Below are 15261 nucleotides of genomic sequence, written 5' to 3' on the forward strand. Positions count from 1 at the left end.
GAAATGTGCGTATGCCTCACATTTTTTGCATAAAGCATGAAAATGTGTGAGACCGGCGTCAAGGTCGAATTCGAGAAGAAGGCCTTCGAACAGATTCGCCAGAACGCCTCCCAGGTCCTCAACTCCGACGACGCTCCGGACGTTACGGAATACAACAAGGGCAACGCCACGTCCGGCCTGCTCGCCAGCCAAGGCCTGCTCACCAACCTCAACGATTACGTGTCCGAATATGGCTGGGACAAGATTATCACCGGTTCCTTGGCCGACACCGGCAAGTACGATGAGCAAGGCATGATGGGCTCCGGCGACTGGTACGGCATCACCACCGGCGCGGTGAAGTAAGGTCATTCGCACAACAGGCAATTCAATCAACAAGCAGCACATATTGATTTTGGTTTCGGCTGCCTTGTTCCCTAGCGGTCGAAACCACCTCTCCACCAAGGAGCAGCAACAATGAAGTTCACCAACGGCTACTGGATGATTCGTGACGGCGTCGACGCCCTCTACGCTCGTGAAGCCTACGAACTGGCGGCGGATGCCACCACCGAAAGCCTCAACGTCCTCGCCCCGACCTCCGTGGTGCGCGGCCGATACGATACCCTGAACCTGCCCACATTCAATGTGGACATCACCACACCTGCGGAAGGCGTGATTCGTGTGTGTGCCGAACACTGGCAAGGCGCCACCGAATACCCCGGATTCCCGCTCAATGCCGACGAACCCGGCAACCGTGATTACGTGACCGTTCAGGCGAACGGCAATGGCGACGGCGAAGTCGGCGTCAATGGCGCGGATGTCACGCTGACCACTGGCGGACTTACCGTGAAGGTCGTCAAGGGCGCCCCCTGGAACCTGACCTTCATCGGCGAGGACGGCAAGGTGCTCACTGAGTCCGCAGGCAAGTCGCTGGGCCGATTCAAGCTCGGTGCCGAATCGAACGTCACCGCCCAGCCGGTCAGCGAATTCGGTGTGACCATGGACGGTTCCGCCCGTGATGAATCCGACGTGTTCATTGCCATCCAGCTGCATCTGTCGGTTGGCGAAGACGTATACGGCTTGGGCGAACGCTTCGGCGCTTACGTGAAGAATGGTCAGAGCGTCGACATCTGGAATGAGGATGGCGGCACTGCTTCCGAGCAGGGCTACAAGGACATCCCGTTCTACATGACCTCCAATGGGTATGGCGTACTGGTCAACAACCGCGGCCATGTCTCCTTTGAGATCGGTTCCGAGAACACCGAGGCCACCATCAACTCCTTCATCGACGGTATGGCCGAGCGTGATATTCCGCTGGCCGCCTTCCACTACGACTGCTACTGGATGCGCGAGTTCCATTGGTGCGATTTCGAGTGGGACAAGCGTTTCTTCGGCGACATCGAATCCACGCTGAAGCGCCTGCACGAAGACAAGGGCTATCTGGTGCGCAAGCCCAATGGCGAAGTCTGGCAGACCGACTTCTGGCAGGCCGGCATGGGCTTGGTGGACTTCACCAACCCGGCCGCCCGTGAATGGTTCAAGGACAAGGTCAAGGCCCTGCTGAATCAGGGCGTGGACGCCATCAAGACCGATTTCGGCGAGCGCATCCCGCGCGACGTCGTCTGGTATGACGGCTCTCCGAAGCTCTCCATGCACAACTGGTACACCCAGCTGTACAACCAGGCCGTGTTCGAAGCCATCGAAGAAACCTACGGCAAGGGCAACGCCTGCCTGTATGCGCGCTCCGCGACGGTCGGCGGCCAGCAGCAGCCCGTGCACTGGGGCGGTGACTGCGAATCCACCTTCAATGGCATGGCCCAGTCCCTGCGTGCCGGCCTGTCGCTGACCTCCTCCGGCTTCGGCTTCTGGAGTCACGACATCGGCGGTTTCGAGGGCGCGTTCCCGGACCCGGCCGTCTACAAGCGTTGGGTGGCGTTCGGCATGCTCGGCTCCCACTCGCGACTGCACGGTTCCACCGTGTACCGTGTGCCGTGGCTGTTCGACGAGGAAGACGAGAAGAACGGCGTCGCATTGGTGCCCGGCCAGACCGCCGTGGATGTGGTGCGCGAGTTCACCAAGCTCAAGCTTGAACTCATGCCGTATGTCTACCAGCTTGGCCTGCAGCCTCATGTGAACGGTACTCCGGTCATGCGTTCCATGTTCGTGGAGTTCCCCGATGACCCGGCATGCCGCACGCTGGACCGTCAGTATATGTTCGGTCCGTCCATGCTGGTCGCCCCCCGTGTTCACCTACTCCGGTGAGGTTTCCTATCGATTCCGCTGTGGGTGCGCGATAGCAGCGTAACGACATGAACATTTCAGCGTGGTGCTGTAACACTTCGGTGTTGCGGCACCACGTTTTTGTGCTGATATGGGGATTTGTACTAGTCGAATCCGCGAAATGTTCAGTAAATGTTCACGTAGCGAAATCGGCATAGAATGCGAGCAAACGCATAACGGCACGGTGCTGTTCATGCGTACACCAACGCCAGACGAACCGCCGGAAAGAAGGGGTCTCCGTGATTGAGACAGTGGACGATATCAAGACGATTGCGAACGTCGGCACGGGAACCATGGGCCACGCGATCACGTTGCAGTTCGCGTTGGCCGGATATCCGGTGCATCTGGTCGGCCGCGGCGAGGCCTCGCTGGAGAAGGCGATGAAGGCGATTCGTTCGGATGCCGAGGACTTCGCCGAAGCCGGACTGCTCAAGGATGGCGACACCGTGGACGCGGTGCTGGCCCGCATCACCGGTTACGCCGACTATGCGAGCGGCGTGGCGGACGTGGACTTCGTCATCGAATCCGTGGCCGAGAACCTTGACATCAAGAAGTCCGTCTGGACCGAAGTGGAGCACGCCGCCCCCAAGGACGCGATTCTGTCCACGAACACCTCCGGCCTGAGCCCCACCGCGCTGCAGTCGGTGATGGGGCACCCCGAGCGCTTCGTGGTGGCGCACTTCTGGAACCCCGCGCAGTTGATGCCGCTGGTCGAAGTGGTGCCGGGTGAGAAGACCGACCCGAAGGTAGTGGACATCACCTTCGACCTCATGGCCAAGATCGGCAAGAAGCCGGCGAAGATCAAGAAGGAATCGCTGGGCTTTGTGGGCAATCGCCTGCAACTGGCCGTGCTGCGCGAGGCGTTCCACATCGTCCAGCAGGGCATCGCGGACGCGGCCACCGTGGATGACGTGATGAAGTACAGCCTCGGCCGCCGCTGGAATCTGGTCGGTCCGATCGCCAGCATCGACCTCGGCGGACTCGACGTGTTCTACAACATCAGCACCTACCTGTTCGACGACATGGACAACGGCACTGGCCCGAGCCCGCTGCTCGCCGAGAAGGTCAAGGAAGGCAACCTCGGCGCCAAGACCGGTCAGGGCTTCTTCTCCTGGCAAGGCGAGGACGGCAAGCGCATCATCGAAACCCGCAACAAGGCCCTGCTGCGTGCCCTGAAGGACGACGCCGCGGATGCCGCCGCTGCGCAGGCGTGAGGCACGAATGACGAATGTTCGTGCGTGACGTATATCACGATGGAAGGCTCCCCTCAGGGGAGCCTTCGTTGTACTTACGTCGTTCTCTGATTTGGCTCATCGGCATGCGTATGCGTCGCCGATAGCGACAATTGCGGAAACGCTTACAGTGTGATGTGCACACGGACAACAAACCGATACACGCAAGGATCGGTGACGACGATGACATCCACAGAACACAGCACGCGAGCCGACATGCTGGCCCATTTCCAGTGTGCCGTCATGCATGCACTGCTTCAATATGAGGTCTCGCTGGGCGATGAGGTCGTCTTCGATCTGGTCACGCACGTCACGCACGGACGAGAAATACAGGTAGAACGTGGCGTGGTTGTAGCCGGCGAGTTCGGTGATCTGACGCACCGAGATCTTCTCGATCGGCTTGGTCTCGTACAGCTTCCAGAACGCCTCCTTGAGGCTCTTGACCGTCTGCTGCGTAAGTTGCGGGTTCTTCTTGATTGCGATTCGCGGTATGGTTATTGCGCACAAAACGCACAATCCCATCGACTCGTCGGTCAAGTTCGTGACCTTCATCGACGCGATGCTCTCGCTGGTGGTCACGCAGGACGTGCTTTTGGAATCCCAGGGAACCGCGCACGCGGCGCAATCCTCGGGACTGTTCGGCATCGGGCTTGGTGCGGTGACCATGATCATCGGCCTGTGGATGCTGCTGCGGCGGCGCTGGACGGTGCCGGCGTCGGGCGAAGATTCCCCGGACGATGCCGTTCCTGCAGTCGAGATCACGGCTGAAACCGAGGCGTAGGGCGTCGCAATGCCTGTTTACAATCGACCCGAATGGTCTTTGTGGTGAGAAGAGGCATATGGTGAGGCTGCCGACGTTGAACGTGAATTGGAGTCGCGATCGGGTCTACGCGATTCGGCGCGGAGTGGTCGCCTGCTGTATCCTGTTCTGCCTGATCGGCGCCGGAGTCGAGACCGCGGCGGCGCAGCGCAGCTGGCCGCGAGCCGACACCGCATCCGCCGCCGCAACCGCAGCGGCGAACGAGCCCACGGCCGTTACCCGCAAGCAGGTTCCCGATAGCGGCAAACAGGGCGGGTCGCGGAAGACGCAGAACACGCAGAACGGCGATGACAAAGCCGCGCAAAGCGTGGACTGGAAGGGGCCGACCGGCAAACAGCCCGACCTATCCCAGTACTCCGACCTGAGCGTGGAGGTCAGTCTCGCCAAACAACGGGTGTACGTCAAGTCCGGTGGCCAGACCATTTATACGATGATCGCCAGTACCGGCGTCGACGACGCCACCCCGCACGGCTCGTACACCATCGATACGCGCGGCGAACACTTCTACAATGCCGAAGAAGGCATGGGCGCCGACTATTGGGTGCAGTTCTACGGTTCGTACCTGTTCCACTCGGTGCCGACCGGCGAGGCCTTCGGCGACTATCTGCCGGAGGAGGGTGCCAAACTCGGCCAGCCCGCCTCGCACGGCTGCGTGCGCCTGACTGTGGCCGACGCGCAATGGTTCTATGACCAGGTGCCGGACGGCACGCTGGTCACCATCGCGTAGGGTGGTCTCTCGCTCAGTCTCGTTGCGTTCGACAGCTCCCTCGTCAGAGGGAGCTTATCAGAGGGAGCTTAGCTGATTAGCGCGCTTCGGGCGGGCGGTATTGGTCGTCGGCGGTGAAGCAGGTGCGGTAGATCATGACCATGATCAGGCCGTCGGCCAGCAGGGTCAGCGCGGCGATGGCGTCGAGGACCACGAACTGGTACTTGGCGGCGTTGAGCGGGTCGCCGCCGGCGATCACCTGACCGGCCATCATGCCCGGGATCGTCACGATGCCGCTGGACGCCAGCGAGGCGGTGGTGGGCAGCAGGCCCAGGCGAATCGACGAGACGATGGACGGGCGGGCCGACTCCCACGGGGTCGCTCCCAGCGCCAGCATCATATCCACCTCGTCACGCCGCTCCTCCATGCTCTCGTAGAAACGGCTCAATCCCACCGCCAAGGCGGTTACGGTGTTGCCCAGCAGCATGCCGGTCAGCGGCACCACCAGCTGGGGCGCGTACCACGGGTGCGGGCGCACGATGAGCTCGGTGACCAGCGCCAGCATCAGCAGCATGGTGATGACCAGGCTCAGGAAGATCGGCCCGGCAAGGCCCTTGGGGATGCCGCGTGCGCGGGACATCACGATCTGCACGGCCGTCACCAGCATGACCGCCATCAGGGCGAACACCATCCACACGCTGTTCGAACGAATCACATAGCTGATGATGAATCCCATGGCGCACAGCTGCACGAGGGCGCGGCATGCCGACCACATCAGGGTTCTGCCGATGCCCATATGCATGAGTTCGCTGATGATGGCCGCCACGGCCACCATGCCCAGCGCGATGAGCAGACCCCAGATATCGATGTTGTAGGAATTGCCCAGATCGCCGCTCATGCCTGCGTCTCCTCATTTTCATCGGCGCCGGCAGGCACCGCGTTCGCGTCCTGCGCCGCCGAATCCGTCATCTCGCGTTCGGTCAGCCGCCCCTTGTCCAGCGTCAGCGTGCGGGTGGCCCGTCCGTCCGGCGGGCGGTGGCGGATGCGGATGATCGCCATGCCGCGTGTGGCGGCATCCGCCATGATCGTAGCCACCTTGGCCGCGTTGTCGTCGTCGAGACCGGCATCTACCTCGTCGGCCAGCAGCACCTTCGGGTCGGTGAGCAGTGTGCGGGCCAGGGCCACGCGGGCCGTCTGCCCGCCGGACAGGTCGTGCGGGGCGCGCTCCAGATCGATGTCCTCGCAGCCCATCGCGTCCAACGTCGTGCGGATGCGCTCGTCGGGCAGCAGCTGCTCGGCCTTGCCGCCCTTGCCGCGAATCGCGAGCGTCCAGGGCAGGCGGATCGCCTCGGCCACGTTCTTGCCCGTCAGAATCGGCTTCTGCGGCAGGTAGGCGACATCCCGCCGCCACTGCTGCGGCGTGAACTCGCCGCTGCCCTTGCCTTCAAGGGCGAACGTGCCGTGCGCATGCGGGTTGAGCCGGGCGCACGCGGTCAACAGACTCGACTTGCCGGAGCCGGACGGTCCCACCAGATCGACGATCTCGCCGCGCTCCACAGCAAAGGACAGGTTCTCGAACACCGTGCGTTCGTCGTCCGCCGGCGATTGCGCGGGGATGACGCAGGACACGGATATGGCTTCGAAGAAGGATCGCATATTCATCCAGTCTAGCCGGGGGCACATGGGAAACCCCAGCGTTCACTTCCTGTATACCCGGTGTGGCATAATAGCCGAGGCAATTTTTGGGCTTTGCCTAAGCTAGTTTGAATTTGAAATAGGTGAATAACGTGGCACAGACTACTAACGACATCAAGAACGGATCCGTCCTGAACCTCGACGGGCAGCTGTGGACCGTCATGAAGTTCCAGCACGTCAAGCCGGGCAAGGGCCCCGCCTTCGTGCGCACCACCATCAAGAACGTGCTCTCCGGCAAGATCGTCGACAAGACCTTCAACGCGGGCATGAAGATGGAATTCGAGACCGTGGACAACCGCACTCTCCAGTACTCCTACGAGGACGGTGACAACTTCGTGTTCATGGACATGACCACCTACGATCAGATCATGGTTCCGAAGACCCTCGTGGGCGACAAGGCCAAGTTCTTGCTCGAAGGCACTGACTGCCTAGTCTCCTTCCACGACGGCACCCCGCTGAGCGTCGATCTGCCGGGCTCCGTGGTCCTGACCATCACCCACACCGAGCCGGGCCTGCAGGGCAACCGCTCCAACGCCGGCACCAAGCCGGCCACCGTTGAGACCGGAGCCGAGATTCAGGTCCCGCTGTTCATCAATGAGGGCGACCGCGTCAAGATCAACACCGAGGACGGTTCCTACACCGGCCGCGAGAACAACTGATCTCCGCATCCTCAACAGACGACCGACCGTATAAAGGACTAGGACAGCAGCAGTATGGCACGTTCCACCGCGCGCAAAAGGGCTCTGAACACCCTGTACGAAGCCGACGAAAAAAGCCAGGATATCCTCTCCCTGCTTGACGAGCGCATCGCACATCCCGGTGCCCAGACCCCGCTTCCCGACTATGCCATTGAAATCGTCAAGGGCGTGGCCGAGCACCGTCGTCAGATCGACATGACCCTGGACGAACACTCCACGGGTTGGAAGGTCCGCCGTATGGGCGTGGTCGATCGCAACATTCTGCGTATCGCCGCTTGGGAGATTCTGTTCACCGATGATGTGCCGGACAAGGTCGCCATCGACGAGGCTCTGGCATTGGCCAAGACCCTGTGCGATGACGATTCGCCCGCTTTCATCCATGGCCTGCTGTCTGCGGTGTGCACCGCCAAGAACGCAGCACCGGCACCGGAGTCCGTGGCAGAAGAGGCCGATGAGGAATCGTCCGATTCCGCTGCCGCCGCATCCGAGCCGACCGATGAGGGCGATGTTTCCGATTCGCCCGATTCGTCCGGTGCATCCGACGAGCCTGCTGCCCTGTCCGCTGAGATTCAGCCGACGGTCGATTAGTCATTTGTTGTTCAGCCTCCCCATTCGGGAGGCTTTTTCATGGGCGGACACTTGTGCCGCCGTACATTCTCAAGTCGGCACCTTGCCGACAGCCCCGCCAGCGGGGGTGAGACTTTGCGTCCAACGGCGTGTGAGTCTGCGCTGGCCGTTAACCTTGGTACGAATACCCGAAAAACATAAGGGGGTTTTGGTGAGCCAGAACGAGTCCGGGACCATCGCAATTCCGATGTATGACAAGGACGATGCAGTCCTCGTTTTGGAAGACGGACAGGTATATGTGGGGGAGCCATACGGCGCCCTCGGCGAGACGACCGGTGAGATCGTCTTCGCCACCGGTATGACCGGATACCAGGAGACGCTCACCGATCCGAGCTACGATCGCCAGATCGTTGTGCAGACGTTCCCGCACATCGGCGATACCGGCGTCAACAGCGAAGACCCTGAGTCCTCCCGCATCTGGGTTGCCGGATACATTGTGCGTGATCCCTCTCCGAACGTGAGCAACTGGCGTGCCGAAGGCAGCCTGGACGACGACCTCGCCAAGAACGGCATCGTCGGCCTGAGCCACATCGACACCCGCAAGCTGGTGCGCCACCTGCGTTCCGCAGGCGTGATGCGCGCCGGCATCTTCTCCGGCGACGCCCTGACCGATCAGGCCACCGGCGCGCTCAAGACCATCGAGCAGCTGCTCGAAGACGTCAAGAACACCCCGCAGATGCAGGGTCTGAGCCTGTACGACGAGGTGTCCACCAAGGAGACCTACACCATCGAACCGTGCGGCGAGTACGAAGGCAAGGAGCCGCTGTACACCGTGGCCGCTGTGGACCTCGGTATCAAGGGCATGACCCCGCACCGCATGGCCGAACGCGGCTGCCGCGTGCACGTGGTGCCCTCCACCATCACCTTCGCCGAAATCGAGAACCTGAACCCGGACGGCGTCTTCTTCTCCAACGGTCCGGGCGACCCGGAACAGGCCGGTCCCGAAATCGAGCTGCTGCGCCAGGTACTTGACGCCGGCTACCCGTTCTTCGGCATCTGCTTTGGCAACCAGCTGCTCGGCCGCGCACTCGGCTTCGGCACCTACAAGCTCAAGTTCGGCCACCGCGGCATCAACCAGCCGGTCAAGGATCTGACCACCGGCAAGGTCGAGGTCACCGCCCACAACCACGGCTTCGCGGTCGACGCCCCGATCGGCAAGCAGGTCGACGCGCCGTTTGAAAACGGCAAGTACGGCAAGGTGTTTGTCTCCCACATCGATCTGAACGACGACGTGGTCGAAGGCCTGCAGTGCGTGGACATCCCCGCATTCTCCGTGCAGTACCACCCGGAGGCCGCAGCAGGCCCGCACGATGCGGCCTACCTGTTCGACCGTTTCTGCGAACTTATGAAGAACAACTCCAAGGAAGGTAAGTGATATGCCGAAGCGCACCGACATCAAATCCGTGATGGTCATCGGCTCCGGCCCGATCGTGATCGGTCAGGCTGCGGAGTTCGATTACTCGGGCACCCAGGCATGCCGCGTCCTTCGTGAGGAAGGCATCCGCGTCATCCTCGTCAACTCCAACCCGGCCACCATCATGACCGACCCGGAGATGGCTGACGCCACCTACATCGAGCCGATCGCCACCCCGATCCTCGAGCAGATCATCGCCAAGGAACGCCCCGACGCGCTCCTGCCCACCTTGGGCGGCCAGACCGCACTCAACGCCGCCATGGCGCTGGGCGAGGCCGGCGTCCTGGAGAAGTACAACGTCGAACTGATCGGTGCTTCCCTGGAAGCCATCGACCGTGGCGAGGACCGTGAACTGTTCAAGAAGGTCGTTGACGAGGCCGGCGCCGAATCCGCCCGCTCCGACATCGCCCACAGCATCGAGGAAGTCGACAAGATCGCCGAGAAGTTCGGCTACCCGCTGGTCGTGCGCCCGAGCTTCACCATGGGCGGCCTGGGCTCCGGCATCGCCCACAACGAGGAGGAGCTGCACCGCATCGCCGGCGCCGGCATCCATTACTCGCCCACCGACGAAGTCCTGATCGAAGAGGGCATCGAGGGTTGGAAGGAATTCGAGCTCGAGCTCATGCGCGACCGCAACGACAACGTCGTGGTCGTCTGCCCGATCGAGAACGTCGACCCGGTCGGCGTGCACACCGGTGACTCCATCACCGTGGCCCCCTGCTTCACCCTGACCGACCGCGAATACCAGAAGCTGCGTGACATCGGCATCGCCATCATCCGTGGCGTGGGCGTGGACACCGGCGGCTGCAACATCCAGTTCGCTGTTCATCCGGACACCGGCCGCATCATCGTCATCGAGATGAACCCGCGCGTCTCCCGTTCCTCCGCACTGGCCTCCAAGGCCACCGGCTTCCCGATCGCCAAGATCGCCACCAAGCTGGCCCTCGGCTACACGCTCGACGAGATTCGCAACGACATCACCCAGTCCACGCCGGCCTCCTTCGAGCCGACCATCGACTACGTGGTCACCAAGGTGCCGCGCTTCGCTTTCGAGAAGTTCCCGGGCGCCGACCCCACCCTGACCACCTCCATGAAGTCCGTGGGCGAGGCCATGGCCCTGGCCGGCAACTTCCAGGAGTCCCTCGGCAAGGCCATGCGCTCCATCGACAAGCGCCACATGGGCTTCAATTGGGATGGCGAGAAGCCGTCCGCCGAAGAAGTGGCCGAACTGCTTGAGGCCATCCACACCCCGACCGAACACCGTTACCTGCAGCTCATGCGCGCCATCTGGGGCGGTGCCACGCTGGAGCAGGTGTTCGCGGCCACCAAGATCGACCCGTGGTTCCTGAAGCAGATCTTCCTCATCAATGAGACCGCCATGACGGTGCGCGAGGCCGAAACCCTCACCCCGAGGCTGCTCAAGAAGGCCAAGCTCGCCGGTCTGTCCGACGTGCAGGTGGCCCACCTGCGTGGTTTGGGCGATGAAGGCGAGAACACCATCCGCGAACTGCGCTGGACCTACGGTCTGCGCCCGGTCTACAAGACCGTCGACACCTGCGCCGCCGAGTTCGACGCCGCCACGCCGTACTACTACAGCTGCTACGCCGACGAAACCGAGCTGCGCCCGCGCGAACGCGAGGCTGTGATCATCCTCGGCTCCGGCCCGAACCGCATCGGTCAGGGCATCGAGTTCGACTACACGTGCGTGCACGCCGTGCAGGAGCTTGGCAAGGACTATGACACCATCATGGTCAACTGCAACCCGGAGACCGTGTCCACCGATTACGACATGTCCGACCGCCTCTACTTCGAGCCGCTCACCTTCGAAGACGTGCTCGAGATCTACGAGGCCGAGAAGAAGATGGGCCCGGTCAAGGGCGTCATCGTCCAGCTCGGCGGCCAGACCCCGCTGTCCCTGGCCGCGCGTCTGAAGGCTGCCGGCGTGCCGATTCTCGGCACCACCCCGGAATCCATCGACTTGGCCGAGAACCGTGAGCTGTTCGGCGAAGTACTCAAGAAGGCGGAGATGAACGCCCCGCGTTACGGCACCGCCCTGAGCCTCGAAGAGGCCAAGGAAGCCGCCCACCGCATCGGTTACCCGGTGCTCGTGCGCCCGAGCTACGTGCTCGGCGGTCGTGGCATGGAAATCGTCTACGATGACAAGCAGCTCAACAAGTACGTGGACCGCGCACTTGCCGAGGCCAAGGCCGATACCGTGGTCTCCGGCCGCCTGCCCTCCCCGCTGCTCATCGACAAGTTCCTGCAAGACGCCATCGAAATCGATGTCGACGCACTGTTCGACGGCGAGGAACTATACATCGGCGGCATTATGGAGCACGTCGAGGAGGCCGGTGTCCACTCCGGCGACGCCGCCTGCACCCTGCCTCCGTCCACCCTGTCCGACGACCAGATTCGTCGCCTGCGTGAAGGCACCTACGCCATCGCCAAGGGCTGCCATGTGCAGGGCCTGATCAACGTGCAGTACGCCTTCATGGCCAACACGCTGTACGTGATCGAAGCCAACCCGCGCGCCTCCCGTACCGTGCCGTTCGCCTCCAAGGCCACCGGCGTGGCACTGGCCAAGGCTGCTGCCCGCATCATGGCCGGCGAAACCATCGCCGATCAGCGTGCCAACGGTCTGCTGCTGCCTAAGGGCGACGGCGGCGACATCCACCCCGGCCAGCAGGTCGCGGTTAAGGAATCCGTGCTGCCGTTCAAGCGCTTCCGCACCCCGGTGGGCAAGACCGTCGACATCCTGCTCGGACCTGAGATGCGTTCCACCGGTGAGGTCATGGGCTTCGACCGTGACTTCCCGCACGCCTTCGCCAAGAGCCAGCTCGCCGCCTACGACGGTGGCCTGCCGACCCACGGCAACGTGTTCATCTCCGTGAACGACACCGACAAGCGTCAGCTGCCGTTGATCGCCGTTCGTCTCGAGGAGCTTGGATTCAAGCTCTGGGCCACCGAGGGCACCGCCTCCGTGCTTCGCCGTTACGGCATCGAGTCGAACATCGTGGACAAGATCAGCACCCGCGTGGACACCGATCCGGAAGCCCCGGTCGAGGTGCATCACGCTGCCGGATCCGTGGGCAAGAACGTGGTTCAGCTCATCGAGGAAGGCAAGATCGACATGATCCTCAACACGCCGAACTCGCGCGGCTCCCGTTCCGACGGCTACTCCATCCGTGCCGCCGCCATTGCCGCCGATCTGCCGCAGTTCACCACCATCACCGAGTTCCAGGCCGCACTGCTCGCTATCGAGGCCGTGAAGCATAATGATTATCAGATCATGAGCATTCAGGAGCATTCGAAGCAGCTGTTCGAATTGGAGCGACGGGAGTTCTGATGACTACACTCAGCAGTGAGGAATTGCAGGCACAACGTTCGGATTTCGGTCTGCGATTAAGCAATTCAATGGCCAAATACGGGCCGCTGTGTGTGGGCATTGACCCGCATCGCAAGCTCCTCACCGACTGGGGATACAACGTCGACGCCGAAGGCGCCGAACTCTTCTCCATGCGTATGCTGCAGGCCGCCAACGGGCGCGCCGCAGCAGTCAAATTCCAGACGCCGATGTTCGAGCGCTACGGAGCCAAAGGTTTCGAAGCGCTCGAGCGCGTGCTCTACGCGGCACGACAAATGGGCGTCATCACCATCGTCGATTGCCTGCGCGGCGGCCTGTCCACCACGATTTCCGCCATCGCAGACGCCTATTTCAAGCCCGGTGCACCGTTGCTGGCCGACGCCATCACGCTGCTGCCGTACTATGGCGCGCGTTCGTTGAACGGCCTGATTACCGAAGCGCTGGAAAACGGACGCGGCGTGTTCATCGCCTCCCTGACCTCCAACCCGGAAGGCATGAGTCTGCAGACCGCGTTGCGCCAGAGCGGCGATTACAAGGGACGTACCGTGGCCTACGGCATCGCCTCCACCGCGCAGAAGCATAACGTGGATATCGAAGGCATGGGCTCGGTTGGTCTGATTATCGGTGCCACCATCGGCCAATGGATGCAGGATTCCGGCGTGGACCCCTCCAAGTTCACCGGTCCGATTCTTTCCCCCGGTTACGGTTGGCAGGGTGCCGAGGCCAAGGATCTGAAAACCGTGTTCCGCGGTACGCGCGGCAACGTGCTGGTCACCGTGTCCCGCTTTATCGCCTCGCATGGGCCGGATATCGCCGCACTGAGCCAAGCCACCGAGTCGATTGCGCTTGACGTACGTCAGGCGCTGATGGAAGCCACTGTCGAAGGCTCGGAAAACCAGTAATCAGAACGGAATCAGATGTCGCGGCATGCGTACGTGTCTATCTCATCGCGTACGTCGCATCACGATTCATATTCTTCCCTGTTCGTCGGGGCTGTAGCAGTTACCGGTCATCTCGCCGGTGAGCCGTTACCACATTGGATTCATAATCGCTGCACACCACATCATCTCCGGAGGAACCCATGACTGAAAACACCCATGCTGGCCGTCTAATCGTCCTGACTGGCCCCACCGCAGTAGGTAAGGGCACCGTGGAAGCCAAGCTGCGCGCCGACCACCCCGAAGTGTGGGTGTCCGTCTCCGCCACCACACGCGCTCCGCGCCCGGGCGAGGTTGATGGCGTCAACTATTGGTTCCTTACTGAAGACGAGTTCCTGGCCCGCGAAGCGGCCGGTGAGTTCCTGGAAACCGCCGTGGTGCACGGCATGGCCCACTACGGTACATTGCTCAAGCCTGTGGAGGAACATCTGGCCGCCGGTGTGCCCACGATTCTGGAAATCGACCTGCAGGGTGCCCGCCGCGTCAAGCAGCGCGCCGCCGAGCTCGACCTCGAAGTGGTGTACGTGTTCATCGCGCCGCCAAGCTTCGAAGAGCTCGAGCGCCGCCTGATCGGCCGCGGCACCGAAACCGCCGAACAGCAGGCCCGTCGCTTGGAGACCGCCAAGGTGGAGCTCGCCGCCGAAAGCGAATTCGACGTCACCATCGTCAACGAAACCGTTGATCAGGCCGCTGCCGACCTCTGGTCCGTCATCGCCAAGGAATACGGGCTGTAAACTACCGCTTTACCACCAACTGCTGGTGGAGGATTTCGGCGCTGTTTTTGGCCGGCGCCTGCTTCCAGCGGATCGCTTCGGATTCGTGATGCTCGGTGACATAATGCCGCATCCATTCGAAGCACTGCTGGGTTTGGATGGCATCGCTTAATGCGCGGTGCTCCTCATTGTCCGCGATGCCGAAGCGTACGATCAGGTCGGCCAGACGGTGATGCCGCTGCGCGGGGAACAGGGCGCGGCTGATCTGCATCGTGTCATAATCCGCGCAGGCAAAGCCGCAGCCGGCGATATGCCGGGTGTTGTAATCCAGGAATCGCAGATCGAAGCTGACGTTATGGCCGACAATCGGCTCGACGGCGGGACCGGCAGCCGGGGTAGCGAGCCATGCGATGAATCGGGGAAGCACCTCGTCAATCGGATCGAGGTCGGCCACCATCGCATCGGTGATGCCGGTCAGCGTAGTGATCTGACGCGGAATCGGCCGCAAGGGATTCACCAGCTGCTGGAATTGATCGACGATATGCCCCTCCCGCACGCGCACGGCACCGATTTCCGTGATGGCGCAACTGTTCGGGTAAAAGCCGGTGGTCTCCAAATCCAGCGCCACATAATCGGTGGGGAAGACGGCATCGTCCATGGCGATTCGCCCGCCGGCACCATGATTGGGCTGGGATGGTTGGCCGAAAACGGTAATGCCGGAAGTGGTCACGGAGGCTCCTCATATCAGTCGGTGTTCGGTGACTTATTGTACCGGCATCCCGGTCTGACGGTAAAATT

At 62.1% G+C, this 15261-nt stretch carries 14 protein-coding genes and 1 pseudogene; 11 read left to right on the forward strand and 4 right to left on the reverse strand.

Features of this window, described 5'->3' with window-relative positions:
• Positions 1 to 42 precede the first annotated feature (42 nt).
• The 3 genes and pseudogenes from AB5287_RS01670 to AB5287_RS01680 all read left to right on the forward strand — a co-directional run bounded on the left by AB5287_RS01670 (position 43) and on the right by AB5287_RS01680 (position 3470).
• The gene (locus AB5287_RS01670; protein WP_007055628.1) at positions 43 to 342 is read left to right on the forward strand and encodes an extracellular solute-binding protein; all 300 of its coding nucleotides are present in this window, start codon (positions 43 to 45) and stop codon (positions 340 to 342) included.
• Between the two features lie 111 nt (positions 343 to 453).
• A pseudogene (locus AB5287_RS01675) lies at positions 454 to 2281 on the forward strand (TIM-barrel domain-containing protein).
• Positions 2282 to 2495: 214 nt separating this feature from the next.
• Complete coding sequence (locus tag AB5287_RS01680) at positions 2496 to 3470, forward strand: 3-hydroxyacyl-CoA dehydrogenase family protein (RefSeq protein ID WP_349051884.1); 975 nt, start codon at positions 2496 to 2498, stop codon at positions 3468 to 3470.
• Positions 3471 to 3566: 96 nt separating this feature from the next.
• On the opposite strand, the gene AB5287_RS01685 is transcribed toward AB5287_RS01680, so the two are convergent.
• Entirely contained in the window at positions 3567 to 3995 is a 429-nt protein-coding gene (locus AB5287_RS01685; protein ID WP_229025390.1) for a TetR/AcrR family transcriptional regulator, read from the reverse strand.
• Here AB5287_RS01685 and AB5287_RS01690 point away from each other — a divergent pair.
• Together AB5287_RS01690 and AB5287_RS01695 are read left to right on the forward strand one after the other, a co-directional pair.
• Positions 3979 to 4269 (forward strand): hypothetical protein, encoded by a 291-nt coding sequence (locus AB5287_RS01690; protein WP_007058682.1) that lies wholly within the window; start codon positions 3979 to 3981, stop codon positions 4267 to 4269. The genes AB5287_RS01685 and AB5287_RS01690 overlap by 17 nt on opposite strands.
• Before the next feature lie 58 nt (positions 4270 to 4327).
• Complete coding sequence (locus AB5287_RS01695) at positions 4328 to 5035, forward strand: L,D-transpeptidase (RefSeq protein WP_038426488.1); 708 nt, start codon at positions 4328 to 4330, stop codon at positions 5033 to 5035.
• 76 nt (positions 5036 to 5111) lie between these two features.
• On the opposite strand, the gene fetB is transcribed toward AB5287_RS01695, so the two are convergent.
• Together fetB and AB5287_RS01705 are read right to left on the reverse strand one after the other, a co-directional pair.
• A complete protein-coding gene (gene fetB, locus AB5287_RS01700) occupies positions 5112 to 5912 on the reverse strand; it encodes an iron export ABC transporter permease subunit FetB (protein ID WP_075661989.1) in 801 nt (266 codons plus the stop codon).
• On the reverse strand, positions 5909 to 6676 hold the full coding sequence (locus tag AB5287_RS01705) for an ATP-binding cassette domain-containing protein (protein WP_007058669.1): 768 nt from the start codon (positions 6674 to 6676) through the stop codon (positions 5909 to 5911). The genes fetB and AB5287_RS01705 overlap by 4 nt, the downstream gene beginning before the upstream one ends.
• Before the next feature lie 125 nt (positions 6677 to 6801).
• Here AB5287_RS01705 and efp point away from each other — a divergent pair, with 125 nt between their 5' ends.
• The 6 genes from efp to gmk all read left to right on the forward strand — a co-directional run bounded on the left by efp (position 6802) and on the right by gmk (position 14484).
• A complete protein-coding gene (gene efp / locus AB5287_RS01710; RefSeq protein ID WP_007056243.1) occupies positions 6802 to 7368 on the forward strand; it encodes an elongation factor P in 567 nt (188 codons plus the stop codon).
• Between the two features lie 54 nt (positions 7369 to 7422).
• The gene (nusB, locus tag AB5287_RS01715) at positions 7423 to 7995 is read left to right on the forward strand and encodes a transcription antitermination factor NusB (RefSeq protein WP_368220446.1); all 573 of its coding nucleotides are present in this window, start codon (positions 7423 to 7425) and stop codon (positions 7993 to 7995) included.
• Positions 7996 to 8185: 190 nt separating this feature from the next.
• Positions 8186 to 9409 carry a glutamine-hydrolyzing carbamoyl-phosphate synthase small subunit gene (carA, locus tag AB5287_RS01720; RefSeq protein ID WP_007053264.1) on the forward strand — a complete coding sequence of 408 codons (1224 nt, stop codon included), beginning with the start codon at positions 8186 to 8188 and terminating at the stop codon, positions 9407 to 9409.
• 1 nt (position 9410) lies between these two features.
• Complete coding sequence (carB, locus tag AB5287_RS01725; RefSeq protein WP_007056955.1) at positions 9411 to 12794, forward strand: carbamoyl-phosphate synthase large subunit; 3384 nt, start codon at positions 9411 to 9413, stop codon at positions 12792 to 12794.
• Positions 12794 to 13714, forward strand: a complete 921-nt coding sequence (pyrF, locus tag AB5287_RS01730) for an orotidine-5'-phosphate decarboxylase (protein WP_007053266.1) — start codon at positions 12794 to 12796, stop codon at positions 13712 to 13714. The genes carB and pyrF overlap by 1 nt, the downstream gene beginning before the upstream one ends.
• 179 nt (positions 13715 to 13893) lie before the next feature.
• On the forward strand, positions 13894 to 14484 hold the full coding sequence (gene gmk / locus AB5287_RS01735; protein ID WP_007053267.1) for a guanylate kinase: 591 nt from the start codon (positions 13894 to 13896) through the stop codon (positions 14482 to 14484).
• 1 nt (position 14485) lies between these two features.
• Here the strand turns inward: gmk and AB5287_RS01740 are convergent, their stop codons facing one another.
• A complete protein-coding gene (locus tag AB5287_RS01740; RefSeq protein ID WP_007053268.1) occupies positions 14486 to 15193 on the reverse strand; it encodes a PolC-type DNA polymerase III in 708 nt (235 codons plus the stop codon).
• Positions 15194 to 15261: the final 68 nt, after the last annotated feature.

It is taken from the genome of Bifidobacterium sp. RTP21102st3_E2_RTP21102_210122 (genome assembly GCF_040916945.1).
In the GTDB taxonomy this organism is placed as follows: Bacteria; Actinomycetota; Actinomycetes; order Actinomycetales; family Bifidobacteriaceae; genus Bifidobacterium; species Bifidobacterium longum.